Origin of the sequence: Methylotenera sp. G11 (genome assembly GCF_000799735.1) — a bacterium.
Taxonomy (GTDB): domain Bacteria; phylum Pseudomonadota; class Gammaproteobacteria; order Burkholderiales; family Methylophilaceae; genus Methylotenera.
Genome location: NZ_JUHH01000001.1, coordinates 2,104,656 through 2,127,851 on the forward strand (window position 1 = coordinate 2,104,656; position 23,196 = coordinate 2,127,851).

Consider the following 23,196-nt stretch of genomic DNA (forward strand, 5'->3'; position numbering starts at 1 on the left):
CAATATGGTAGCAGACGATTCCTGTATTTTTAAGGCAGTAGTCATCGTGCGGTGTGGTTGTCTGTCACCTGAATCAGCGCCTGGTCGGTGAGAAAACCGGCACCATCCATCACGATCGTATCGTTGGCGTGCAATCCCTCCGTAATCTCCACCAGCCCTTTCTGGTGTTGCCCTGTCTTCACGATCGCTTGATGCGCTTTGCCGTCTTTTACCAGGTACACCACTTCCCCTGCCGGCCGCAGCACGACACTCTGCTCCGGAACCATCAAGGCAGAAGGCTGTTCCCCGATCACGACCGTACCGGTGACGCTCGCGCCGGGCTGCCAGTCAGACTCGTCGGTGATGTCGGCAATCACGTCGATGGAGCGGTTGCTTTCTATAATCATGGCCTTCAATTCGCGGATTTCGGATTCCACCACTCTGGTGCTGGTGGGTGTGCTTAAACGTACTTTCATGCCTGGCTTCAGCTGATTGCTGATGCGCTCAGGAAACGGGATGTGCGCACGCAGGCGTTTGTTTGAAATGATCTGCAATAGCGGATCGCCCACTTTTACGAACTCGCCGGTGTCAACGATCTTCTTTTCGACGACACCGTCCGTCGGTGCATAAATCTTCGTTTTACTGCTGCTGTGGTTGATGGTGTCAACACGGGCGCGCGCTCCCGCCAGCTGTTCTTTAAGCACGTTCTGCTGCGCGAGGTCGGTATCGACCGCATTCTGTGAAATGAAGTTCTTATTGACCAGCGCCTGGCTGCGCGTCACGATCTTGGTCTGGTTCTGCAGCAAGGCCTCGATACGTGCGACCTCCGCCAGGGCTTCATTGCGCTGCAAGGCATAGTCTGTGGCATCCAGGGTTGCAACCAGCTCGCCTTTCTTTACCCGCTGTCCCGGGCTGACATGCACTTTGATCACGCGCGCTGCAACCTCTGCAGCAATAGTAGGGTCGATCAGCCCCTCAATCGAACCTACAGCAGATTCCGTGATTTCTATGGCGGTGTCTTTTACCTGCGTTACCGTGACCAGCGTAGGTTTCGGGCCTTTCTTTGCGCCGGCATTGGCATCACCGGCTTTATCTTTGCTGCCGCAGCCGGCAATCAGGGCCATTATCAGGGCCAGTAGAATCAATGGTGTTTTTGTTTGCATAAATAATTCGGCTAACTATCTGGTTCGTATTATTAAAACTGCCGGCGAGCAGCGCTTACCGGGTCACTTGCTGCCAGTCAAAATATGGGCCTGGGTCCGTTTTGCGGCCAGGCGCAATATCAGAATGCCCTACTATAGACTGAATCGGGTAGGCATTCCTGATTCCGGCAATTAAATTGTTCAGGGTTTGGTATTGCATAGGCTCAAAGGCTTCAAAATCGCTGCCTTCAAGCTCAATTCCGACAGAGAAATCATTACAACGTTCACGCCCCTGCCAGTTTGATATGCCAGCATGCCAGGCACGGTTCAGGCATGATACAAACTGGATGACTGTTCCATCGCGCCGGATCAGGAAATGCGCAGATACCTTGAAGGTATGGATCTGGGCGTAGTAGGGATGTGCGTCAGGATCGAGCCGGTTGGTAAACAGCTCAACAATGCCATTGCCGCCATACTGGCCGGGAGGCAGGCTGATGTTGTGGATCACGATTAAACTGATGCCGGCTGCAGGGGCTGTGTCCGCGCAGCCTGTATGCGGGGCGCGTTCGTCAAAATTGGGAGATGCGATAAACTGCGCATTCTCTGCAAATCCTGACGGGTTGATAGGGTAAGTTGTCATAAAGACTGTAATTTACAGGCTTTTATCATGATCACGCAAGATTCTGTTTCAACGCAGGACTTGATGCGCTGCTGATTAATTGATGCGGCAGGCTGGATGAGGTCTGATTTTATATGGATTTCAGTTTAAAATGCGCACATATTTGAATATGTATCTAACCTCAGTCATTAAGCAAGGAAAACCCCGATGATGTTCTTAGAATTAGCAGTCATGCTGGTTGTGATCCTGATCGCAGCAGAAGTCTTTACCAACGCGCTTGAGCACCTGGGCGAGAAATTGAAAATCTCGGAAGGTGTGACCGGATCTTTATTCGCCGCGGTAGGCACCGCGCTGCCGGAAACGTCCGTACCGCTACTCGCATTGCTGGCAGGTACGCAAAATGCGGCCACTAACGAAGAGATTGGCGTAGGTGCCATTCTGGGTGCGCCTTTGATGCTTGCAACACTTTCAATCTCGCTGATGGCGGTTTCCGTATGGAAGCGCCGCGGCACGCAGGGACATTTAAGGCCGGAGCGTACAGGCCTGACGCGCGACCTTAATTTTTTCATTATCGCATTCAGCTTTGCCGCCATTGCGATGTTCGTGCCGCATAAGCTGATTGCCGTACGTTATGCGCTGGGTTTCTGCATGGTGATGATTTATTTCGTTTATGTGATGATGACGATCAATGCGTCAAAAGCCCTGGTGGAAGAAGGGCACGCCACCGAAGCCGGCGGCGATATGTTTTTATGCAAGGCCGGTTTGCCGAATAACATGCCGGTGATCGTGATTCAGCTTCTACTGGGTCTCGGCCTGCTGGTGGCGGGTGCTAAAGGTTTCATCAATGGCGTTGAGGAGGCATCACACCTATTGGGTATTTCTGCTCTGCTGCTGTCTTTGCTGATTATCCCGATCGCGACTGAATTGCCCGAGAAAGTGAACAGTATTTTATGGGTACGCAAGGGCAAGGATACCCTGGCTTTCGGCAATATTACGGGTGCCATGGTATTTCAGGGTACGCTGCTGCCGGCGATCGGTATCATGCTCACGCCATGGGAGCCGCGCCAGGAAGTGCTGCTTGGTATCGTCATGACACTGATCGCTGCAATCTGGCTCAGGTATCTTACGGCTAAAGGCGGTATCAGGGTCTGGCACTTGCTGGTAAATGGTGCGCTGTATGTTACATATCTGTTGCTGGTGTTAAGCTAAACAAATGTTTGAATGTTAAGGGCGCTTTGAAGCGCCCTTAATTTATTTCTAATTACTCACTATCATGTTCCAGGTCGGCATCCGTTTCTTTTGACAGCCCCAGTTTCGCAAGCCGGTAACGCAGGGTGCGGAAAGTCACGCCCAGCAGTTTGGCGGCAGCGGTCTTATTCTGGTTGGTTTTGTTAAGTGCCTGGATAATGGCTTTTTTCTCTACATTTTCAAGGTAGTCAGTCAGCGTCAGTTCATCGGCTAACTCGTCGAATTCACCGCTCATGAACCTGGAAGCCGCGTCATCTTCAATCATCAGGTCCCGGATCGTGATCACTTTGCCATCGCAAAGCGCCAGCGCGCGTTCCAGCATGTTCTCCAGTTCACGCACATTGCCGGGGAACGGCAGCTTCGAGATGTATGCCAGCGCGTTTTCATCAAATCTCGGTACGGCCGTCTGCTGGTGTAGGCAGAGTTTATTCAGCATGAGGTCGGCGATCAACGGAATGTCGGCAGGCCGGTCGCGCAGCGACGGCATTTTGAGCTGGATCACATTGAGGCGGTAATAAAGGTCTTTACGGAACTGGCCGCTATCCATCATCTCGGCAAGATTCTTATGGGTTGCGCTGATAATGCGCACATCGACGCTTTCCTCGGTCGTGCTGCCGACCATGCGCACTTTCTTTTCCTGTATCGCACGCAGTAGTTTGACCTGCATCAGCAATGGCAGGTCTGCGACCTCGTCCAGGAATAAAGTGCCGCCATTCGCAGCCTGGAACATGCCGTCCTTATCCTGGACGGCACCGGTGAACGCGCCCTTCTTGTAGCCGAAGAACTCGCTCTCCATCAGGTTTTCCGGAATGGCGCCGCAGTTCACTGCAATGAACGCATCGTCCGCCCGCGAGCTGTTTTTATGGATCAATTTTGCGGCCAGCTCTTTGCCGCTTCCTGACTCGCCGCTGATGTAAACCGGCGCCTGGCTGCGGGCAAGTTTCTCTATCATCATGCGTACGTGCCTGATCTGCTCGGATTCGCCGATCATTTCAAGCGTGTTGGGGTGGGACTTATCTGTCTGGGCGGTAAGCTTGAGCGCGGATTCCACTACCGGGCGCAACTGCTTAAGTGAGATTGGTTTTGATAAATAATCGAAAGCGCCGGATTTGAGCGCGCATACCGCATTCTCGGCGCTGCCGTGAGCGGTAATGACTGCAACCGGCAAGCCGGCATGGAATGTATTGATGTAATCCAGCAGGTCCAGTCCCGTTCCATCCGGCATCTGCATGTCGGTAATGCATAGTCCGTAAGGACGTTCGGCGAGCAACGTCCTGGCTTCTTCCACACAGCCGGCGCTGTAGGTCTCAATCCCCATGCGTTCCAGTGTCATGACAAGCAGTTCACGGATATCGGTTTCATCATCGACGATGAGGCAGGTTGGTTTCTTGGTCATGCTTGCATATGGCCTTTAATTGGTATTTCTTAATTCGAGTATGAATGCACTGCCGCGATCCAGCGGGTGGAAGTACAACTGCGCATTATTCGCCTCAGCCAGTTCTCGCGAAATGTATAAGCCCAGGCCATTACCTGTCGTTTTTGTCGTGTAAAACGGCTCAAACAGCTTGTTACGTTCATGTTCGGCAATGCCTGGGCCGTCATCAATGATTTCCAGGTGCAGACCTGTCATGTTGCCGCTAAGGGCGGATTGCAGCGCGCGCGTACAATTCAGATGCAGGCTGCCGATCTCCTTGCGGCCGTGTTCCCATGCATTCTTACATAAATTCCATAGAATCTGCGCTAAGTGCCGGCGGTCAAAGGTGATGGTGTATTGGGCCGGGCAGAGCTCAAGCGTGAAGTGGCTGGCCGGAATTTTCTCAATGGCACAGAACTGGGTATGGAAATCTGCAATGAACTGGTTGAGCGTGATCTTCTCCTGCTGGATGCGGTCACGGCGGTTGAGTTCCAGCACGTCTTTGATGATCTGGTTGATACGCTGGGTATTGTCTTCAATAATCTCCAGGATGCGCGTATTGGTTTCGGAGAGGTTTTCCTCTTCCTGCAATAGCTGGTTTGCATGGCTGATCGCACTTAAAGGGTTGCGGATTTCGTGTGCAATGCTGGCAGTGAGCCTGCCGAGGGCGGCTAATTTTGTTTGTTGCGCAGCAGATTGGATCTTGCTCCAGTCCTGAATGAAAATAACGGCGCCGAGTTTGCGGTTCTCGTGGTTGATGGGCTCAATGCGGAGGTTCAGCTCGCGGTTATTGACAGGGATGATCAGATTCTTATGTTCATCGTTTCCGTCAGCCCAGTACAGCAGCAGATTGGCAATTGCAGGGGCATGCTCCATCAGCGCAAGATCATTGCCGGTACTGCTGCCCAGCGATAGCAGCAGCCTGGCCTGCGCGTTATGGTGGCGGATATTGAGGTTCTCGTCTACCACCAGCACGCCATCCTGCATCTGCTGCGTAATCAGCTCATTGACCTGTGCCAGGTTTTCAAGGTCGACGCCGCGTGAGGACGCCAGCGCTTCGCTTAACAGTATCCGCTTTGCCAGGCTGTAAGCCAGCCAGGCCGTGGCAAAACAGCTCAGGCTCAGCATGACTGACTGGGTGTAGGTGGAAACCGGCAGGTGCCATTGCGCAATCCGGTAGCTTTGCTCCAGCAGCAGGCTGATGGTTGCAATCGCCGCGTAAAATAACGCCAGGCGACCATTGCTGACCAGGCTGGCTGTTACGATGGTTACGATCAGCAGCAGTCCCAGGCCGCTCTGTGTGCCGCCGGCTGCGTACATCATCATGACAATGAACAGGATGTCGATGACGATCTGTACCGGGTGAAAAAAGATGACAGCCGAAGATTTTAAGGGCGTGATGACCAGCAGCGAGATGCTGAAGAGCGTATAGGCCAACGCCAGGCTGAAAAATAATGGGAGGTTGCTGCTGCCATCCGATAAATTCAGCTTGTCGGAAAACACATAAAAAACCACAAAAATGAGGCTTAAAAGAAAGCGGAAGATATTGATGACGCGTATGGCGCGTGCCTGCAGGGATAAATCGTTCTGCAGCGCAAAGTTCTTATTGAAGTTAGTGCCGGAGTAAAAGTTGGAAAAACTCATTGATCTTCAATATGCGCTTGAGAGCAGTAGAACTTTCCGTTTACCAGGAATGCTTCAGACCTTGGCAAATGAACATGGCAGGTGGTGCATTGCACCATGTTCTCTATGGGTTCCTTTTTGCCTTCAGGCTTGTCCGTATGTTCCAGGTGCTTTGCGGCCGGGTTAATCGCGCGTTTTACAATGTAAACGGCCAGCCATATTATTAGCCCTAAAAAAATCAGTTTCCACATAGCATCAGCTCAATTCATGATCAGGTTAAGATTGTAACCAAGCTTAAGCCAGGTGCAAATATAAAGTGCAAATATAAACCTGATATACTTGATGCCTGTAGCTTTTCCGGGCCGTGCAGCCGTTGGCCGGAACAGGTTCTGATTGAACGGAATATGGGTGGCATGCCATCACCAATCAGGCGCTAGAATAAACTCAATGTTAATGACACTTTAGAAATGGCAACCCCAAAAGAACTCTCGGATTTTCTTGCAGCAGCTGAGCGCCGTGCTTTCAAGCAGACGGCTTATGCTGTGCGCGACGATCATGCCGCACTTGATATCGTGCAGGATGCCATGATGAAGTTGGCCGAAAAGTATGGTGAGCGCCCGGCAACCGAGTTTCCCATGCTGTTTCAGCGCATATTGCAGAATACCATGCGTGATTTCTGGCGCAGGCAGAAAGTCCGCAATTTATGGACGACCTTGCTTTCCTCATTCGGCAGTAGCGATGCCGATAACGAAGAGCGTGATCCGCTGGAGACGATAGATGTTGGGGATGATGGGGATGAGCCGTCAGCGCAGTTAGCGCGCAACCAGACGATAAAATTGATCGAGCGTGCCCTGGAAAAGCTGCCTGCGCGTCAACGGCAGGCTTTTGTGTTGCGTTACTGGGAGGAGATGGATGTGGCTGAAACGGCTGAAATCATGGGCTGCTCTGACGGTAGCGTGAAGACTCACTGCTCACGGGCGGTTCACGCATTGGCGCTGGAATTAAAAAAACAGGGTTTAGATAAGCTGGGCTTATCAAATGCCGTATTCAACAAAAAATAGCTCGGTATCGAGGAGCATGCAATGAATATGCAGAAAAACAATATGTGGAATGGAAAAAATATCAATTCGCTAGACGATAGCATGATTTCTGATCCTGCAATGGAAACGCAGATTGCGCGCGGTATTTCCGATTTGCTGAAAGACCATGCGCAATCCCTGACTCCAGAACAGGAGCAGCGGTTGTCGGCTGCGCGGAACGCGGCCGTAGATTATCTGGCCAGGCGACAGGCTCAGCATAGTACCGATCACGGCGTGGACGGGCACGGCCATGTGCTGCGCTGGTTCGGGCAGCATATCGGGCAGAATTTTGAACAGCACCGAGTGGCATCGGCGGTGTTGCTGCTGTCTGTGATGATGCTGACTTTTTTCGCAGTACAGCACTTTGGATTCAATAATAATTTAGAAAATAGCGATGCGTTTCTGTTGGCGTCTGATTTGCCACCGGAAGCTTATGCGGATAAGGGGTTTGATGCATGGATAGAGTCCAATTAATCTTTAAATGGATATTGGCTTCATTTTTTTTACTGGCTGCCTGTGCTGCTAACGCTGATGAGGCTAGCCCGACATGGGGACAGTTGACTGAGGGGCAGCGCCAGGTTTTAAATCCACTTGCTTCAGAGTGGGATACCCTGCGTCCATGGCAGCGTGAAAAAATGCTGGATATTGCACGTGACTATCCGAAGATGAGTCCGCAAAAACAGGAGCTGGTGAAAAATCGGCTGACGAACTGGAGCCGGATGACCCCTTATGAACGTGAAAATGCCAGAAAAGGGCATCAGCAGTTCAAATCCTTGCCTGAAGGTAAAAAACGCGAACTCCGTCAGAAATGGAATGAATACCAGAACCTGCCGGAATCAGAACGCGCCAAGCTGCGCTCTGAATCTCCCGAAGCTTATGGCGATCCAAGCCTGGACTGATCAAGCTTCACAAGTTATGCCCGTGCATCGTTTAAAGTGATGGATATCCTGTGAATAATCTGAAAACGAATATGGTCGCCCCGAGCCTCATCAAGCTTGGGGCTTGTCTTTTATATGAACTGCTGACGGTGATTGCGATTGTCTTTGTAAGTGCCGGTTTGTTCCTGTGGGTTGCCGGCGATGCTACCCAGGGCGTCAAGCGGCTGCTGTTGCAGATATTTCTGTGGCTGACCATCGGTGCTTATTTTGTCCGGTGCTGGCTGCAGAGCGGGCAGACGCTGGCAATGCAGGCCTGGAAGCTGAAACTGGTCACTGATGACAATCAATTGCTGAATTTAAAGTTTGCGCTACTGAGATACCTGCTGGCGACGTTCAGCTTTGCTTTGTGCGGCCTTGGATTTTTGTGGGCTATTGTCGATCGCCAGCACTTGTTTCTGCACGACAGGATTCTGAACAGCAGGATTGCAGTACGCGTCTGAGGTTTTCCCGCCTGGGATTGTACCGTAAGTGCCGCTCAGGCCTTATCTGCGGTCTACGTAATACAGCATTCCCAGCCCTGCCATCAGGAACAGGATCGTGGGCATCACCGCACTGAATAACGGCGCCCAATCATTCAACACGCCCAGATGGATGAATGTACGGTTGAGTATCTGGTAAAGTACGCCGAGCATGATGCCGATAAATATCTTGGTGCTGGCACCGCTGGCGCGCTGCTGTATAAAACCAAATGGCAATGCGAGCATGATCATGACCATACAGGCCAGCGGATAGATCAGTTTCGACCAGAGCGCCATTTCGTAGCGGGTCGTTTTCTGTTTGTTAATCGATAGGTGCTTGATGTACGAATACAGGTTCCAGGCCGACATCTTTTCCGGCAGCACAAGTAATACGTTTAACAGCTCCGGGCGTATCAGCGAACGCCAGGTGGCCCGCTCCAGCTGATTGACGCGGTTGCTGTCGTGATCAAAATGGGTTTGCGTGACTTCTTTAAGGTTCCATTGGTCATCTATGAATTGCCCGCTCTTGGCATGGCTGTCTGTTTTGAGTTTAAAGGTATGGTCAAACTCGTAAATATGCACGTCAAGTAGCGTTGAGTCTGGCAGGATCTGTTCTACGTTTACAAAGCTGTTGCCGTCTTTCACCCACAGTCCTGATTTGAAATCCTGGACAATCACCGAGTCTGTCGCCTGAATGCGCATGCGCTGTGCCATTTTTTCACTCAAAGGCGTAATCAGTTCACCTACCAGGAATGTGATCAAGGTGAAAATTAAGCCGATCTTTAATAAAGAGAGCGCGATGCCGGTGGATGAGATTCCGCTGACTCTGAGTATGATGAGTTCAGAGTAGCGCGCAAATTGCCCGATGCTGTACATGCACCCGACAAGCACCGCTACCGGCATGATTTCATATATGTGGCCGGGCGCACTCAAGGCCACGAATAATATTACTTTACCCAGGCCGTAATTACCGCGACCCAGGCTTTCCAGTTCCTGGATCAAATCAAAGAATGAGAACATGGCGATCAGCGCCAGCATGACCAGGGTCACGCTGACTGTGATTTCTTTGAGCAGGTAGCGGGTAAGTATATTCATGGGTGTGTGGATTTTATCAAGTTATTGCCTGGCGCGAGTTTTTAGCCACGAGGTAGAGAAAATGCTTGATAAAAAGCCGGGTAAAATGGGTAATTGAAGTGCGCGGCGATAGAACATATAGACCGTCAGCGTTAAAAATAGCAAGTGTACCGGCCACAGCCCGATGATGATATGTACCTTATGCTGCACAACCCATGCATACATGATGCTGAGCAGGTTGTTGTAGATAATGTAGATGACCAGCGCCAGGACAAAATTGGCTGAACGCCCTGCTCGCGGGTCAAGCGCGCTTAACGGGATCGCCAGCAGTGATAATACCAATGCTGATATCGGGATAGCGAAACGCCACTGCAACTCCGCCATATTGGCGACACTTTGAGTTTCAAATAACTCCCGGCTGGATTTTGCCTCGGTGCTTGGCGGTTCCTGCTTCGCTTCCTTCGCTTCAATACGTATCGCATACTTCTCAAACTGGGTAGTGGAGAACTCTGCGGAGCCGCGCGTGCCCTGGTAACGCCTGCCGTTTTCCATGACGACGAAATGATCGTTATTCTTCTCTACCATGCGATGCCCTTTTGCGGCAACGATAATCCCCAGTTTCTGATGCTGGATCGATTGCACAAAAATATTCTTGACGACATTGCCAAGCTCATCAAAGCTTTCTATGAAGAAGACACGCTCACCGTTGTTGGATTCTTTAAAGACACCAGGGCTGATCGAGGCGAGTTCATCACGGCTTTCGAGCTGGGTACGGTAGTTCTGCCCTTTGCTGGTTGCCCACGGCATCACGAATAAGCTGAGCAGGGTGATCAATGCAATGACAGGTACAGTAAAATTGAGCACCGGGCGTATCCAGCTGGTGATGCTCATGCCGCTGCTGAACCATATCACCATTTCCGAGTCCCGATACCAGCGTGACAGTGTCATCAGTACCGCAAGGAAAAGCGTCAGGGAAAGTATCATGGGCAGGAACTTGATCATGCTGAAACCAAGCATGGTGGTGATAGCATCGTTGGGCAGGATGCCTTTCGCGGCAAGGCGGATCAGGTTGCCGGCACGCTGCGCGATAACGATGCCAACCAGTATCAGGAAGGCACCGGCAGCGGTGGAAATGAGTTCTTGCAGTAGGGAGCGCCTAAAAAGCATACGTTTTATTTACAACTATGAATTACGTGTAAAACACGAGATAATTTGGTTTATTTTAACTCAACACGGACATTGCCGGCGCGGACATTGTGCTGCGTTAGCGCTATTAGCGGCTTGTCTTTAACTTATTTAAGTTTATAAACAGCATTACTACAAATAAAATTAAGGATCCAACCAGATGGAATTTAGCATAAAAACGGGCAGTACGGAAAAACAGCATCATAATTGTGTCATCGTCGGTGTGTATGAGTCTCATCAATTATCGGATTCTGCTAAAGCGATTGATGCACTTTCATCCGGCTATCTGAGCAATATCATCAAACGCGGTGATATGGACGGCAAATCTGAAAAGACATTGATGCTGCATGATGTTCCCGGCATGCATAGCGACCGCGTATTGCTTGTGGGACTGGGTAAAGAAGATGGTTTTACCGATAAACAATATGCAAAAGCGGTGCGTGCCTCAGTGAAAGCTTTGGCGGCAAGCGGAGCCAGCGAGGCTGTCAGCTATCTGGTAGAGCTACCGGTTAAAGCGTTAAGCCTGCGCCGCAAAGTGTCGCTTCTGGCAGAAGTGGCGCTGGATGCCACTTACCGTTTTGATGCTATCAAACGCAAAAAAGACGCTGCTGAAGAAAATGACGCCAAAAAAGGTGTTAAAAGGCTGACCATACATATTGCCGATGCCACCCATGTCAAGGAAGCCGAAGCCGGACTGGCAGATGGCAAGGCGCTTGCCGCGGGCGTAAGCCTGACCAAGGATCTGGGCAACCTGCCGCCAAATGTCTGTACCCCTACTTATCTGGCAGAGCAGGCATTGGGCTTGGGCAAGACATACGGCCTCAAAGTGGAGGTGCTGGAGCGCGCTGAGCTTGAAACATTAGGCATGGGGTCATTCCTGGGGGTTGCTAAGGGCAGTGAAGAGCCGCCGAAGCTGATCGTCATGCAGCATCTTAAAGGCAAGCCGGGTCAAAAACCTGTAGTGCTGGTCGGCAAAGGTATTACTTTTGACACCGGCGGCATCTCACTCAAGCCGGGCGCCGAGATGGATGAAATGAAATACGATATGTGCGGTGCGGCAAGCGTGCTTGGTACATTCCGCACCATTGCCGAAATGGGGCTGCCGCTGAATGTGGTTGGCATTATCCCGACTTGCGAGAATATGCCGGATGGCCGTGCAACCAGGCCGGGCGATGTGCTGACCAGCATGTCCGGACTGACGATTGAAGTGTTGAATACGGATGCCGAAGGCCGACTGATCCTGTGCGATGCGCTGACCTATGCCGAGCGCTTTGAGCCAAGCGCCGTGGTGGATATCGCAACGTTGACCGGCGCCTGCGTGATTGCACTGGGCCATCATGCCACCGGCCTGTTCAGTAATAATGATGACCTGGCGCAAGAGCTGCTGCAGGCGGGCGAAACTGCATTAGACCGTGCCTGGCATATGCCGCTGTGGGATGATTACCAGCCGCAGCTTGATAGCAACTTTGCCGATATGGGCAATATAGGCGGGCGCGCTGCCGGCAGCATTACCGCAGCCTGTTTCTTATCCAGGTTCACCAAGAAATATGATTGGGCACACCTGGATATCGCAGGTACGGCATGGAAATCCGGCAAGGAAAAAGGCGGTACCGGCAGGCCGGTGCCATTGCTCACGGAATTTCTAGTGTCCCGTGCAGGCCATGCACAGCGCTGATGTAAAGCCATGACGCGTGTCGAATTTTATTTTAATGTGACAGACAAGCTGGCAAAGGCAACCGAGCTCTGTGAGCGGGCGGTTGCCAAAGGGCGGCAACTTACGGTTTTCACGCAGGATGAGTCCATGAGCCGTATCCTGCAGCAGAAATTATGGCAGCATGCGCCAGCCAGCTTCCTGCCCAGCGCATATCCGCAGGATGATGCGAGCGCCTATGCCCCTGTTATTCTTGATGCGGACGGCAGCCATCTGGTTCAGGACGATATCCTGATCAACCTGAAAACAGTGCGCCCTCCGTTCTTCAGCCGTTTCAGGTATCTGGTCGAGCTTGTTGGAAATGATGAAGATGATAAAGTGGCAGCAAGGCAGCGATATAAGTTTTATCGTGATCGCGGTTATCAAGTGAAATCGACGGATGCAGCAGCTTAGGTTTTATATCCAAATATTGAGAATGCGAGTTTAAGTATGCGTGAAGATGACGATATTCCATTGCTGACGGAAGTGCATGCATTGCCTGCGCAGGCTCTTGCCAAGGCTTTTAATGTAACGCCGGAACTGGTCGCCGAAATTGCAGAGCAGATCAGGCCGCATGTTGCGGCGGATATTGAAAAATCACTCGCGCAGAAACTCAAGCTTGAAATGAAACAGGAGCTGCTTGACCACTTGTTAAGTGAGTCTGTCAATATCCAGAAAGCGAACCAGGCTTATATTTCCAGCACGCTCAACCAGCAGTATGACCAGCAGGCAGGACAGATCGCCGAGCAGCAGCAGGCCTCCGAGGCGTCGTTAAAGCAGCATATCAGTGATACTTTGGCCAGTGTGCAGCAGGAAGCCGCCAGCCAGGCACTGATGACGGTGGATAAAGCCAGGGCGGAGCTGGCAACGGATATCCCCCGGTTGATGCATACCAATGCCGAGGTTATCAAAGCCGACCTGGAGCACACACTGGGCCAGATGCAGGTGCAGGCCGTGGCTGATGTCAATGAGAAACTGATGCTGGCGTTGCCCGAGTTGCAGCAGACCCTGACTGAACAGTTGCAGGAAACCTTGGCAGGTTTGCAGAAAACCACAGTGGAGGATGCAACGCAGGGATTACAGGCGCAAGTGAGCCAGCTGCGCGAAACGATCTTTGCCGACCATAAGGCTAACCTGTCGCAGGAACTCGCCGCAATTTATAAAGCGCTTACGCAGCACACGCAAACCGAGCTCAGTGTCTACCTGGATGCTTTGCAGGTTCAATCCCAGCAAGCGTTGCAGCAGAAGCTGGGTGATACCTTCCCGGCCTTGTACCAAGGCTTGTCGAATGAACTAAGCACAACATTGAGGGCTGATTTTACCGCGCTGGCGGAGAGTGCGAAAAAAGACTTTGTTCAGGCCTTGAGTGCCGATTTGCCAGCGGTTGAACAGGCGCTCAGCAATAAAGTGCATGAAATACTGGATGTGGAGGTACCGCGTATAGAACAGGCGCTGAGCTCTGCAATCAAAGCTGAAATAGAGAAGCTTTTGGAGTCCGTGCGCCTGGTGTTTTCCAAGTAGGCTTAAGTAAATTGGCTTAAGCGTTATCCGTCAGGGTTTTGTATGCTTCGGCGGATAACAGCTTGTTTTCTATATCTGCATCGCCGGATTTGAATTTAAATATCCAGGCCTTGTAAGGGTTGTCGTTGATCTGTTCCGGAGCGTTGATGACATCCTGATTGACTGCGGTGACTTCGCCATCTACCAGGGCGTGCAGATCCGAGCCTGTCTTGACCGACTCCACCAGGCCGCAAGGCTGCCCGGCGGTGATGGTACTGCCTACAGCTGGCGCGTCAACAAAAACAATGTCACCCAGCAAGTCCTGGGCGTAATCGGTGATGCCAGCTTCCCAGATGCCGTCAGCAACGGGTTTTGCCCATAAGTGCTGCGTGCTGTAGAGAAGAGATTGTGGTGTCTGCATGATATTTACTCAATAAACGATAGTTGTGGTTTCTGTTAAAATTCTAACGTAAATTGGCAAGCTGGCGATTTTATTTTTAATAATGGAATAAAATTAATTTTGCGCATGGACAAAGCTAAGGTTTTTATATAGTATTCAAGCGTAACTATCTGAGATACAACATATTATGAATAATTTTATACGTAAATTTTTACTTTTGTATGTAAGCACAATGCTTTGCATGACGCCTATGGCCTTGCATGCCGCTGCTAAAAAGACTCAGAAACAAGTTACCAGCAGCAGCAAGTACAAGACTGTTAAGTACAAATCAGGCAGCCGTAAAATACAGCACCGCCTTCGTGCACAGAAAGCTGTCGCTGTTGACAGCTATGACGGTACTACGCCTCTGAGGCTGGCATCTGCAAAGGCGCTGGTGATCAATCAGCTAACAGGCGAAACCCTTTACGCAAAAAATACGAATGTACCTACACCCATTGCATCGGTAACCAAGCTGATGACGGCGATGGTGATGCTGGATGCGCATTTGCCGCTTGATGAGGTAGTTTCAATCGGCGATGAAGACGTGGATTATTTAAAAGGCACAAGCTCAAGATTAAGTGTCGGTAGCGTGCTTACGCGCGGTGAATTATTGCAGTTGGCGCTGATGGCCTCCGAAAACCGCGCTGCTTCAGCACTTGGGCGTCATTACCCGGGCGGCAAGCCGGCATTTGTTCAGGCCATGAATGGCAAGGCTCAGTTGCTTGGCATGCAGTCAACACGATTTGTGGATTCAACCGGTCTGGATAGCAATAACGTTTCAACCGCTGAAGACTTGGTGAAAATGGTGAACGCTGCATACCATTATCCTGAAATCCGCCAGGTCAGCACTTTGCCATCACAGGAAGTGACTTTATACGGCAGGCAGGCACCACTTAATTTCGTCAACACCAATGCGCTGGTCCGCGGTGGCAACTGGGTAATCGGTTTGTCTAAAACCGGCTTTATCAATGAAGCGGGACGCTGCCTGGTGATGCAGGCTGAAATCTCAGGCCAGCCGACAATAATCGTGCTGCTTGACTCTGTTGGCAAGATGACCAGAATCGGTGATGCGAACAGGATTCGCAAATGGGTGGAGCGTAATGATGCCAACTCACTTGGTGAACATGTCCATGGCTAGTGATTTTTGCTTATGACTGGTTAATAGTGACCGGGTTAATATAAGCAAACCAATATAAGAAAACTGATGTACAGGCAATAAAAAAGCGGCTAAGAGCCGCTTTTTTATTGCCGTTATTTTCTTGCGGCAATTAGTTTTGCAGAAATCAGGCTGTCGTTTTCTTGCTGGCTGCTTTTTTGGTGGTTGCCTTCTTCGCAGTGGCTTTTTTAACCGTCGTTTTTGGGGCGGCTTTTACCGCGGTTGCTTTCGTCGTGCCTGTTTTCTTGGCTGCGGCGCTGTCGGCCTTTCTGGAAGCAGTTTTTTTGGCAGGGGTGCCTTTAGCCGCTTTTGCACTTAACAGTTCAAGCGCTTCTTCCAGCGTTAATGATTCGGGTTCTACGCTTTTTGGCAGGGTTGCCCGGATTTTGCCATGCTCTACATAAGGGCCATAGCGCCCTGCAAAAATTTCAATCTGACCATCTTCTGTCGGGTGGTTGCCTAAGGAGCGCAATGGCGCAGGGCCTGTGTTTGCCTGGGCCAGCAGGGCGGCGGCTTCTTCCAGGTTGATGGTAAACACGCTCATGCTCTTGGGGATGGACTTGAACTTTGCATCATGATTGACGTAAGGTCCGAACCGCCCGATATTGGCAACCACTTTTTTGTTGGTGACCGGATGCAGGCCTAAATCACGCGGCAATGACAATAGCATGTTGGCCGTCTCCAGATTGACGTCTGAAAGCGGAATTTCTTTGGGAATACTGACGCGTTTAGGTTTCTTTTTCTCACCTTCAACGGCCAGGCCTAATTGCAGGTAAGGGCCGTATGGGCCATTCATAAGCAGGATTTCCTTGCCTGACTCAGTATCGGTGCCGATTGCGACCGGGTCAGTCCCCAAAGAGGCTGCGCCGCTCATGCTGCGTTTGTAGTCACATTTCGGCGTGTCGTTATAGCCGGTACAGCCGATAAACGTGCCATAGCGACTGAGCTGTTTCTGCAATGGCTTGCCGCATTTCGGGCAGGCCTCGTCAATCAGCTCGTTGCCTGGGCGGTCTACATCTGCTTTGTTATGGATTTGCTTGTTGAAGTCCTGCCAGAACTCATCCATCAGCGGAATCCAGTCACGCTCGCCCTCTGCAACGCTATCCAGCGCATTTTCAAGGTTAGCGGTGAAGTCATAATCCACATACTTGGTGAAATGTTCAGTGAGGAACTTATTGACGACGCGGCCTACATCGGTCGGTGTAAAGCGTTTTTTATCCAGCAGTACGTATTCGCGATCTTGCAGTGTGCTGATGATGGTGGCATAGGTCGAAGGACGGCCGATGCCATATTCTTCAAGTGCCTTGACCAGGCTCGCTTCAGAGTAGCGTGGCGGAGGTTCGGTGAAGTGCTGGTCGCCATAGATTTTTTCTACAGTGAGCACTTCGCCGGTTTCAAGGTGCGGTAGTTTGCTTTCGCCCTCTTCTTCCTCGTCATCGGAGCCTTCCATGTATACGGCAATAAAGCCGGGAAACACGAGCGTCTGGCCGGTAGCACGGAACAGGTTGGCATCGCTGCCTACGCTCAAGTCGACACTCACCGCGTCGAATTTGGCCGCCGCCATCTGACAGGCGAGGGCGCGTTTCCAGATCATTTCATATAATTTGAATTGCTCATCAGTCAGGAACTGCCGCATTTGTGCCGGTGTGCGTGAAATATCTGTCGGGCGGATCGCCTCATGCGCTTCCTGCGCGCTTTTGGATTTTGTTTTGTATACTACCGGCGACCTTGGCAGGTAATCTGCATCGAAATTCTTTTTCACATAGTCACGGATCTGCGCAACAGCCTCAGCAGCCAGGCTGAAAGAATCGGTACGCATATAGGTGATTAAACCGACAGTCCCGCTGCCTACATCTACGCCCTCATACAGCTGCTGTGCGACACGCATGGCACGTGCTGTGGTGAAGCCGAGCTTACGCACGGCTTCCTGTTGCAGTGTTGATGTCGTGAATGGCGCGGCGGGGCTGCGGCTGCGTTGTTTTTTCTCAACGCGGGATACCGTAGTTTTTCCGGCGCTCGCAAGTAATAATTTACCGACAATGTCAGCCTGCTGATCATGGTTGATCACGGTGAACTGCTCGACTTTTTCGTTATTCAACTGCACGAGTTTTGCAGTAAAGCCATGGCTGTGTTTGAGTGCGTCTAAATGGATGGACCAGTATTCCTGCGACTTGAATGCTTCGATCTCAAGCTCGCGTTCTACGATCAGGCGCAAAGCCGGGCTTTGTACGCGGCCAGCGGATAAGCCGCGGCGGATCTTTTTCCACAGTAATGGAGACAGGTTGAAGCCAACCAGGTAGTCCAGCGCACGGCGCGCCTGCTGTGCGTTCACCATGGCCATCGAAATGTCACGCGGTTCGGCAATCGCGTGCTCAACTGCATTCTTGGTGATCTCATGAAACACCACACGTTTCATGAGTTTGTTCTTGAGCAGATTTTTGGCGTTAAGTATTTCTGCAATATGCCATGAAATGGCTTCGCCTTCGCGGTCCGGGTCGGTTGCGAGATAGATGCTGTCGGCTTTTTTGACGGCCTTGGCAATCGCATCCACATGTCTGCTGTTGCGCTCAATGATGTCGTATTTCATGGCGAACTGGTTTTCGGTATCGACCGCGCCATTTTTAGGAATTAAATCACGGACATGCCCATAAGAGGCGAGCACTTCAAAATCACCGCCCAGGTATTTTTGCAGCGTTTTCGCTTTTGATGGAGATTCAACAATGAGTAGTTTTGACATGAATGCCTATTTATAAGGTGTTTGTGAGCCAGCAGTTCGGATAATAGCAAGGGAAATCACTAAAATACAACAAGTTAAGCTGTGAGGCATGTAAATTTATTTAGCACACCTTACTTGTTGCGTACAAATTCTATCTTGCTGCCTTCTGTGCTGGCAAGGCTGAGTGCCGCGCCTTCATTGGCGATGTCACCAAATAACGGGTCTTCGTCATCAGCTTTTGCCTGGCTCAGGCCTTTGAAGTCATATAAGCCGGTATCTGCCAGATGAGATGGCTCTACATTGGCAATAGCCCTGAAAATATTATTGATACGGCCGGGTTGTTCGCGCTCCCAGCTTTGCAGCATGTCTTTGACTTTCTGGCGCTGCAGGTTTTCCTGGCTGCCGCATAGGTCGCACGGAATAATCGGGAACTCCATCTGGCGTGCGTAGCTGGCTATATCCTTTTCGCTGCAGTAGGCTAGCGGGCGGATGACGATGTTCTGCCTGTCATTGGTGGCTAATTTAGGCGGCATGGCTTTTAATTTTGCGCCAAAAAACAGGTTGAGAAACAGCGTCTCTACGATGTCGTCTCGGTGGTGACCCAATGCAATCTTGTTGGCGCCAAGTTCTTTGGCTGTGGTGTAAATCACGCCGCGGCGCAGCCGTGAGCATAGCGAGCAGGTGGTTTTGCCTTCCGGGATTTTTTCTTTCACTATCGAGTAGGTGTCCGCTTCGACAATGCGGTAATCAATCCCCAGCTTTTCAAAGTAGGCAGGCAGGATGTCCGCAGGGAATCCCGGCTGCTTCTGGTCCAGGTTCATCGCAATCAGCTTGAAATTGATGGGAGCGCGTTCTTGCAAGGCCAGCAGTATCATCAGCAAGGCATGCGAGTCTTTGCCGCCGCTCATGCAGACAAGAACGGTGTCGCCATCTTCAATCATGTTGTAGTCGCCAATCGCCTTGCCGGTAGCGCTGATCAGGCTATTGCGCAACTTGATGAAGTTGTTGGAATGGTTGTCGGGTAAATGTTTAATCATAAATAATGTTGAATCGTATTGTTGCAGTGTGGCTTGGTTTCCAAAGTGCTGGGTTTTTAAGTCCTGGTAAGTGGACTGGCTTGTTTACAGGCTCAACGAGCGCCCGCCATCTACAGCCAGTATGTGGCCGGTAATGTATGGTGCATCGTAAATCAGGAACTTGACGGCTTTTGCGACATCATCAGGTTCGCCTACGCGTTTAAGCAAGGTCTGGTTAATGACGCGCTGGCGGTATACTTCGTCAAATTGCGGGTTGCCTTCCGGCCATTGTACAGGCCCTGGGGCGACAGCATTGACCCGCACTTCCGGACTTAATTCCTGCGCCAGCGACTTGGTAAGCGTCACCAGGCCGGCTTTTGCTACGCTATAAACAATGTAGCCTTTTTTCGGGCGTTCAATATGCATGTCGGTAATGTTGACAATGCAGCCATGATTCTTGCGCAGTTCTGCCGCTGCCGCCTGCGCCAGGAATATAGGCGCTTTCAGGTTGCTGCCGATCAGGTCCTGCCAGTTGTCTTCGTTGATCTGGCCGATCTCGGTCGGGTAGTAAGTAGATGCGTTATTAATGAGCGCATCCAGCTTGCCGAAATGTTTGACGGTTTCGTTTACCAGATTCGGCAGCACGGCAATATTCAGCAGGTCGCCTTGAATGATCGCTACCGAATTCGGGCGCAGCAGGTTCAGCTCTGCCTGTAGGGCACGCGCTTCGACCGCACTGGTGTTGTAGTGAATCATCAGGTATGCGCCGTGCGCATGCAGTTCCCTGCAGATGGTAGCCCCAACACGCTTCGCGCCGCCGGTAATTAAAACGATTTTGTTTTTAATTGTATTCACAGTCTGCTCATTTCTTTATCTTAAATATTATAATGGCATATGAGTTCATTACCTATTCCTAATGCTGAAGCGCTGGCGCACAGCCGGCAACTGGCAGCATTAATCCAAAAACACATCGGCCGCAACCAGGGCTGGATGTCATTTGCCGATTTCATGCAAATGGCCTTATACGAACCTCAACTAGGTTATTACAGCGGCGGTGCTAAAAAGTTCGGTCACGGCGGTGATTTTGTGACGGCACCCGAGATCTCCCCGCTGTTTGCGCAGACACTGGCTAACCAGGCGGCGCAAGTGCTGACAGATGTGCAAGGCAGCATTCTCGAGCTGGGCGCAGGTACCGGCAGGCTGGCGCTTGATTTATTGCTGGCGCTGCAAGCGCTGAATCAGCTGCCTGAGCGGTATTTCATCATGGAAGTCAGTGCTCACTTGCGATATGTGCAGCAGGAAACCTTGCAGGCCGCATTGCCGGCCGAGTTAATGCAGCGTGTGGTCTGGCTGGATACTCTGCCGCAGCATTTCACTGGCATGATAGTCGGTAATGAAGTGCTGGACGCGGTTCCGGTGCATCTGGTTCATAGCACAGCACAGGGTTTGCATGAGCGGGGAGTGGCTTTCGAAGGTGACTTCTGCTGGCAGGACCGGTACCTGTCCGCAGGTGATTTATTTGATGCGGCTGACGCGCTGGAGTTGCCGCAGGAATACCTGACCGAGATTTGTCCAGCCGCCTCGGGTTTGATTGCAAGTCTGGCGCAGGTGCTTGAACGAGGCGTGATTGTAATGCTGGATTATGGCTTCCCGGCGCGCGAATATTATCATCCACAACGCAATCTGGGCACCCTGATGTGTCATCATCAGCATTATGCGCATACCGAACCGCTGTTGTACGTCGGGCTGCAGGACATTACGGCGCATGTCGATTTCACGAGGATTGCGCATGCCGGCGTTAACAATGGCCTGGTGCTTGCCGGTTTTTGCAGCCAGGCGCAGTTCTTGATGAATTGCGGCATTCTGGATTTGATGTCGCAGGTGTCGCCGCTTGATATGGCGAATTATGCGCCATTGGCTGCTGCGGCGCAGAAATTGCTGTCTCCCGCCGAGATGGGGGATTTATTCAAAGTCATTGCGTTCAGCAAGCAGTTCGATGCTCCTTTGCTCGGTTTCTCCGCAGGCGATAAATCGCATACCTTATGATTAGGCACTAAAGTATAATGCGCGCTATGAACGAATTGAACCCCACAGAAAACACTCAAATTGAAGCAACTGACGCCAATGACGCCAGTCAGCGCCGTATTCGCAGCTTTGTATTGCGTCAGGGGCGCTTGACTAAAGGCCAGGCGCGCGCACTGGAAACCGTTTTTCCGAAATTCGGTATCACTTACAAGCCGGAGCTGCTGGATCTGGCTACGCAGTTTGGCCGCGCCGATAGTAAAAAGATACTGGAAATTGGCTTCGGTATGGGGGAGACCACAGCGAAAATTGCGCAGACTTTGCCAGAGTGTGATTTTCTAGCGGCCGAGGTGCATACGCCCGGTGTAGGTGCCCTGTTAAAACTGATAGATGAATCAGCGCTTACCAATATCCGCGTGATTCAGCATGATGTGGTTGAAGTGCTGCAAAACATGCTGCCGGAGGCAAGCCTGGATGGCATTCATATTTTCTTTCCCGATCCCTGGCATAAAAAACGCCATCACAAACGCCGCCTGATTCAAGCCGAGTTCGTGAAGCTGTTATGCACAAGGCTGAAACCCGGCGCCTATATCCACGTGGCAACTGATTGGCAGGAGTATGCTGAGTGGGTGCTGGAGGTATTGTCAGCCGAGCCGCAGCTGCAAAATACGGCGAAAGACTATGCGGAAAAACCCGCTTATCGTCCGCTGACCAAGTTTGAGAATCGCGGTATCAAGCTTGGGCATGGTGTGTGGGATATGGTGTTCATACGCAAATAGCCGTTGTTTTAAATCGTTGTGCATGCAAGCCTGTTTGATCTGACCTGAGCCTCCTAGGCGGTTGTCTTGACTTTGCAAATGAGAATCATTATCATTTGCAAAGACGTAACGAAAGGTTAAGCCAAAGGAAAATGCCGTGAACAGAAAACAGGTGATAGGTAAGGCGATTTTGCCGAGCAATACGGAGTGCAAGGTAATTTACAGTAACAGCAGCGACCTGGTGGAGGTGCAGCTCGGCGGAACTTCGCTGCGGTTTAATGCGGATAGTTTTATACTGCTGAACGAATTGTTACGGAAGGCCGCTGCTAAGGTCATCATGCAGACAGCCATTGTGAGTGCCTGATTATTCGGCAGGTTCTTCTTCCTGTTCGGCAAACAGCCATTTGCCGATGACTTTTTCCGCTTCTTCAACCCCTTGCTTTTTCAGGCTTGAAAACAGCTGGATGGTGCATTCACTGTTGTAGTGCTTGCCCCATGTCTCAATCAATTCCTTACGTACTTTATTTAAAGTCAGGGCAGCCTCGCCTCTGGAGAGTTTGTCTGACTTGGTCAGCAGTACATGCACAGGTTTGCCACTGGGGCAAAACCAGTCCAGCATCTGCCGGTCCAGCGGTGTAAGCGGGTGGCGGCTATCCATCACCAGCACCAGTCCGCCGAGGCTTGGCCGCTCGCTGAGGTATCGCGCCAGCACGTTCTGCCAGTGCGCGCGCATGGCTTCAGGTACTTTCGCATAGCCATAGCCCGGCAGGTCCACCAGATGCCTATCGTTGCCCAGCGTGAAAAAATTGATGAGCTGGGTGCGGCCTGGCTGCTTGCTGACGAAAGCCAGGCGGTTGTGGTTGGCAAGCGTATTGAGGGCACTTGATTTGCCCGCGTTGGAACGGCCTGCGAACGCAACTTCAATGCCGCTGGCAGGTGGAAGGTCGCGTAAATGATGGGCTGAGATAAAAAATGTAGCGTTTTGAAACAAGGGCATAAAAATCCAATTCTATTAAGCGGGTTCATTCAAGTATCGGAGGGCGCTGATTGGCCAGGATATATGCGGGCTGCACCTGCAATAATCCGAATAATTAAATGAATTGCTGTTATCGTGAAAAATGCTATCACGAATAGTGGTTT

24 protein-coding genes are annotated in these 23,196 nt (G+C 51.2%); 12 read left to right on the forward strand and 12 right to left on the reverse strand.

From position 1 onward, the window contains the following. Window positions 1–41: 41 nt before the first annotated feature. Together GQ51_RS09680 and ampD are read right to left on the reverse strand one after the other, a co-directional pair. Window positions 42–1,142, reverse strand: coding sequence for an efflux RND transporter periplasmic adaptor subunit (locus GQ51_RS09680; protein ID WP_047552359.1), 1,101 nt, complete (start codon window positions 1,140–1,142; stop codon window positions 42–44). Between the two features lie 55 nt (window positions 1,143–1,197). Then, a complete protein-coding gene (ampD, locus tag GQ51_RS09685) occupies window positions 1,198–1,761 on the reverse strand; it encodes a 1,6-anhydro-N-acetylmuramyl-L-alanine amidase AmpD (protein WP_047552361.1) in 564 nt (187 codons plus the stop codon). 186 nt (window positions 1,762–1,947) lie between these two features. On the opposite strand from ampD, the gene GQ51_RS09690 reads away from it, so the two are divergent. Further along, complete coding sequence (locus GQ51_RS09690) at window positions 1,948–2,949, forward strand: sodium:calcium antiporter (RefSeq protein ID WP_047552363.1); 1,002 nt, start codon at window positions 1,948–1,950, stop codon at window positions 2,947–2,949. A 52-nt stretch (window positions 2,950–3,001) separates the two neighbouring features. Here the strand turns inward: GQ51_RS09690 and GQ51_RS09695 are convergent, their stop codons facing one another. The 3 genes from GQ51_RS09695 to GQ51_RS09705 are packed head-to-tail and all read right to left on the reverse strand — an operon-like array spanning window position 3,002 to window position 6,276. Beyond that, complete coding sequence (locus GQ51_RS09695; protein WP_047552364.1) at window positions 3,002–4,384, reverse strand: sigma-54-dependent transcriptional regulator; 1,383 nt, start codon at window positions 4,382–4,384, stop codon at window positions 3,002–3,004. A 15-nt stretch (window positions 4,385–4,399) separates the two neighbouring features. Further along, the gene (locus tag GQ51_RS09700) at window positions 4,400–6,046 is read right to left on the reverse strand and encodes a two-component system sensor histidine kinase NtrB (RefSeq protein ID WP_052177798.1); all 1,647 of its coding nucleotides are present in this window, start codon (window positions 6,044–6,046) and stop codon (window positions 4,400–4,402) included. After that, window positions 6,043–6,276 (reverse strand): PP0621 family protein, encoded by a 234-nt coding sequence (locus tag GQ51_RS09705; protein ID WP_047552366.1) that lies wholly within the window; start codon window positions 6,274–6,276, stop codon window positions 6,043–6,045. The genes GQ51_RS09700 and GQ51_RS09705 overlap by 4 nt, the downstream gene beginning before the upstream one ends. A 216-nt stretch (window positions 6,277–6,492) precedes the next feature. Here GQ51_RS09705 and GQ51_RS09710 point away from each other — a divergent pair, with 216 nt between their 5' ends. Genes GQ51_RS09710 through GQ51_RS09725 form a run of 4 tightly spaced genes read left to right on the forward strand, consistent with a single transcriptional unit; the run spans window position 6,493 to window position 8,482 of the window. Further along, window positions 6,493–7,086, forward strand: a complete 594-nt coding sequence (locus GQ51_RS09710; protein WP_047552368.1) for an RNA polymerase sigma factor — start codon at window positions 6,493–6,495, stop codon at window positions 7,084–7,086. 21 nt (window positions 7,087–7,107) lie between these two features. Further along, window positions 7,108–7,578, forward strand: a complete 471-nt coding sequence (locus tag GQ51_RS09715) for a DUF3619 family protein (protein ID WP_047552370.1) — start codon at window positions 7,108–7,110, stop codon at window positions 7,576–7,578. Next, complete coding sequence (locus GQ51_RS09720) at window positions 7,560–8,003, forward strand: DUF3106 domain-containing protein (RefSeq protein WP_047552372.1); 444 nt, start codon at window positions 7,560–7,562, stop codon at window positions 8,001–8,003. The genes GQ51_RS09715 and GQ51_RS09720 overlap by 19 nt, the downstream gene beginning before the upstream one ends. A 50-nt stretch (window positions 8,004–8,053) precedes the next feature. After that, complete coding sequence (locus GQ51_RS09725; protein WP_235276206.1) at window positions 8,054–8,482, forward strand: RDD family protein; 429 nt, start codon at window positions 8,054–8,056, stop codon at window positions 8,480–8,482. A 42-nt stretch (window positions 8,483–8,524) separates the two neighbouring features. Here GQ51_RS09725 and lptG read toward each other — a convergent pair whose 3' ends face one another. After that, the gene (gene lptG / locus GQ51_RS09730; RefSeq protein ID WP_047552376.1) at window positions 8,525–9,595 is read right to left on the reverse strand and encodes an LPS export ABC transporter permease LptG; all 1,071 of its coding nucleotides are present in this window, start codon (window positions 9,593–9,595) and stop codon (window positions 8,525–8,527) included. A 21-nt stretch (window positions 9,596–9,616) separates the two neighbouring features. Further along, on the reverse strand, window positions 9,617–10,741 hold the full coding sequence (lptF, locus tag GQ51_RS09735; protein WP_047552378.1) for an LPS export ABC transporter permease LptF: 1,125 nt from the start codon (window positions 10,739–10,741) through the stop codon (window positions 9,617–9,619). Between the two features lie 178 nt (window positions 10,742–10,919). On the opposite strand from lptF, the gene GQ51_RS09740 reads away from it, so the two are divergent. From GQ51_RS09740 to GQ51_RS09750, 3 genes are read left to right on the forward strand one after another with little or no spacing between them, the layout of a single operon-like run. Next, complete coding sequence (locus tag GQ51_RS09740; protein WP_047552380.1) at window positions 10,920–12,434, forward strand: leucyl aminopeptidase; 1,515 nt, start codon at window positions 10,920–10,922, stop codon at window positions 12,432–12,434. 9 nt (window positions 12,435–12,443) lie between these two features. Further along, window positions 12,444–12,863: a DNA polymerase III subunit chi gene (locus tag GQ51_RS09745; RefSeq protein WP_047552382.1), complete on the forward strand. Its 420-nt coding sequence runs from the start codon at window positions 12,444–12,446 to the stop codon at window positions 12,861–12,863. A gap of 36 nt (window positions 12,864–12,899) precedes the next feature. Next, a complete protein-coding gene (locus tag GQ51_RS09750; RefSeq protein ID WP_047552384.1) occupies window positions 12,900–13,970 on the forward strand; it encodes a hypothetical protein in 1,071 nt (356 codons plus the stop codon). A gap of 16 nt (window positions 13,971–13,986) precedes the next feature. On the opposite strand, the gene gcvH is transcribed toward GQ51_RS09750, so the two are convergent. Further along, a complete protein-coding gene (gene gcvH / locus GQ51_RS09755; RefSeq protein ID WP_047552386.1) occupies window positions 13,987–14,370 on the reverse strand; it encodes a glycine cleavage system protein GcvH in 384 nt (127 codons plus the stop codon). Between the two features lie 166 nt (window positions 14,371–14,536). Between gcvH and pbpG the strand changes: the two genes are divergently transcribed. Beyond that, a complete protein-coding gene (gene pbpG / locus GQ51_RS09760; RefSeq protein WP_047552388.1) occupies window positions 14,537–15,526 on the forward strand; it encodes a D-alanyl-D-alanine endopeptidase in 990 nt (329 codons plus the stop codon). Window positions 15,527–15,671: 145 nt separating this feature from the next. Here the strand turns inward: pbpG and topA are convergent, their stop codons facing one another. From topA to GQ51_RS09775, 3 genes are all read right to left on the reverse strand, one after another. Next, window positions 15,672–18,281 (reverse strand): type I DNA topoisomerase, encoded by a 2,610-nt coding sequence (topA, locus tag GQ51_RS09765; RefSeq protein ID WP_047552390.1) that lies wholly within the window; start codon window positions 18,279–18,281, stop codon window positions 15,672–15,674. Window positions 18,282–18,391: 110 nt separating this feature from the next. Next, complete coding sequence (ttcA, locus tag GQ51_RS09770; protein ID WP_047552391.1) at window positions 18,392–19,297, reverse strand: tRNA 2-thiocytidine(32) synthetase TtcA; 906 nt, start codon at window positions 19,295–19,297, stop codon at window positions 18,392–18,394. 84 nt (window positions 19,298–19,381) lie between these two features. Then, window positions 19,382–20,131, reverse strand: coding sequence for a pteridine reductase (locus tag GQ51_RS09775; RefSeq protein ID WP_235276207.1), 750 nt, complete (start codon window positions 20,129–20,131; stop codon window positions 19,382–19,384). A 39-nt stretch (window positions 20,132–20,170) separates the two neighbouring features. On the opposite strand from GQ51_RS09775, the gene GQ51_RS09780 reads away from it, so the two are divergent. The 3 genes from GQ51_RS09780 (at window position 20,171) to GQ51_RS09790 (ending at window position 22,420) form a co-directional block, all read left to right on the forward strand. Continuing rightward, window positions 20,171–21,322: a class I SAM-dependent methyltransferase gene (locus GQ51_RS09780; protein WP_047552393.1), complete on the forward strand. Its 1,152-nt coding sequence runs from the start codon at window positions 20,171–20,173 to the stop codon at window positions 21,320–21,322. A 26-nt stretch (window positions 21,323–21,348) separates the two neighbouring features. After that, window positions 21,349–22,077 (forward strand): tRNA (guanosine(46)-N7)-methyltransferase TrmB, encoded by a 729-nt coding sequence (gene trmB / locus GQ51_RS09785; protein WP_047552395.1) that lies wholly within the window; start codon window positions 21,349–21,351, stop codon window positions 22,075–22,077. Window positions 22,078–22,213: 136 nt separating this feature from the next. Then, entirely contained in the window at window positions 22,214–22,420 is a 207-nt protein-coding gene (locus GQ51_RS09790) for a hypothetical protein (protein ID WP_047552397.1), read from the forward strand. Here GQ51_RS09790 and yihA read toward each other — a convergent pair whose 3' ends face one another. Then, entirely contained in the window at window positions 22,421–23,053 is a 633-nt protein-coding gene (yihA, locus tag GQ51_RS09795) for a ribosome biogenesis GTP-binding protein YihA/YsxC (RefSeq protein WP_047552398.1), read from the reverse strand. Window positions 23,054–23,196 lie beyond the last annotated feature (143 nt).

Excerpts from the sequence above, each read along its gene's own strand:
- GQ51_RS09715 (WP_047552370.1), top strand. The coding sequence starts at position 7,108 with ATGAATATGCAGAAAAACAATATGTGGAATGGAAAAAATATCAATTCG.
- GQ51_RS09705 (WP_047552366.1), bottom strand. The coding sequence starts at position 6,276 with ATGTGGAAACTGATTTTTTTAGGGCTAATAATATGGCTGGCCGTTTAC.
- GQ51_RS09740 (WP_047552380.1), top strand. The coding sequence starts at position 10,920 with ATGGAATTTAGCATAAAAACGGGCAGTACGGAAAAACAGCATCATAAT.
- GQ51_RS09750 (WP_047552384.1), top strand. The coding sequence starts at position 12,900 with ATGCGTGAAGATGACGATATTCCATTGCTGACGGAAGTGCATGCATTG.
- GQ51_RS09690 (WP_047552363.1), top strand. The coding sequence starts at position 1,948 with ATGATGTTCTTAGAATTAGCAGTCATGCTGGTTGTGATCCTGATCGCA.
- GQ51_RS09700 (WP_052177798.1), bottom strand. The coding sequence starts at position 6,046 with ATGAGTTTTTCCAACTTTTACTCCGGCACTAACTTCAATAAGAACTTT.
- yihA (WP_047552398.1), bottom strand. The coding sequence starts at position 23,053 with ATGCCCTTGTTTCAAAACGCTACATTTTTTATCTCAGCCCATCATTTA.
- GQ51_RS09710 (WP_047552368.1), top strand. The coding sequence starts at position 6,493 with ATGGCAACCCCAAAAGAACTCTCGGATTTTCTTGCAGCAGCTGAGCGC.
- pbpG (WP_047552388.1), top strand. The coding sequence starts at position 14,537 with ATGAATAATTTTATACGTAAATTTTTACTTTTGTATGTAAGCACAATG.
- GQ51_RS09745 (WP_047552382.1), top strand. The coding sequence starts at position 12,444 with ATGACGCGTGTCGAATTTTATTTTAATGTGACAGACAAGCTGGCAAAG.
- GQ51_RS09695 (WP_047552364.1), bottom strand. The coding sequence starts at position 4,384 with ATGACCAAGAAACCAACCTGCCTCATCGTCGATGATGAAACCGATATC.
- ttcA (WP_047552391.1), bottom strand. The coding sequence starts at position 19,297 with ATGATTAAACATTTACCCGACAACCATTCCAACAACTTCATCAAGTTG.
- trmB (WP_047552395.1), top strand. The coding sequence starts at position 21,349 with ATGAACGAATTGAACCCCACAGAAAACACTCAAATTGAAGCAACTGAC.
- gcvH (WP_047552386.1), bottom strand. The coding sequence starts at position 14,370 with ATGCAGACACCACAATCTCTTCTCTACAGCACGCAGCACTTATGGGCA.
- GQ51_RS09680 (WP_047552359.1), bottom strand. The coding sequence starts at position 1,142 with ATGCAAACAAAAACACCATTGATTCTACTGGCCCTGATAATGGCCCTG.
- topA (WP_047552390.1), bottom strand. The coding sequence starts at position 18,281 with ATGTCAAAACTACTCATTGTTGAATCTCCATCAAAAGCGAAAACGCTG.
- GQ51_RS09780 (WP_047552393.1), top strand. The coding sequence starts at position 20,171 with ATGAGTTCATTACCTATTCCTAATGCTGAAGCGCTGGCGCACAGCCGG.
- lptG (WP_047552376.1), bottom strand. The coding sequence starts at position 9,595 with ATGAATATACTTACCCGCTACCTGCTCAAAGAAATCACAGTCAGCGTG.
- GQ51_RS09720 (WP_047552372.1), top strand. The coding sequence starts at position 7,560 with ATGGATAGAGTCCAATTAATCTTTAAATGGATATTGGCTTCATTTTTT.
- ampD (WP_047552361.1), bottom strand. The coding sequence starts at position 1,761 with ATGACAACTTACCCTATCAACCCGTCAGGATTTGCAGAGAATGCGCAG.
- lptF (WP_047552378.1), bottom strand. The coding sequence starts at position 10,741 with ATGCTTTTTAGGCGCTCCCTACTGCAAGAACTCATTTCCACCGCTGCC.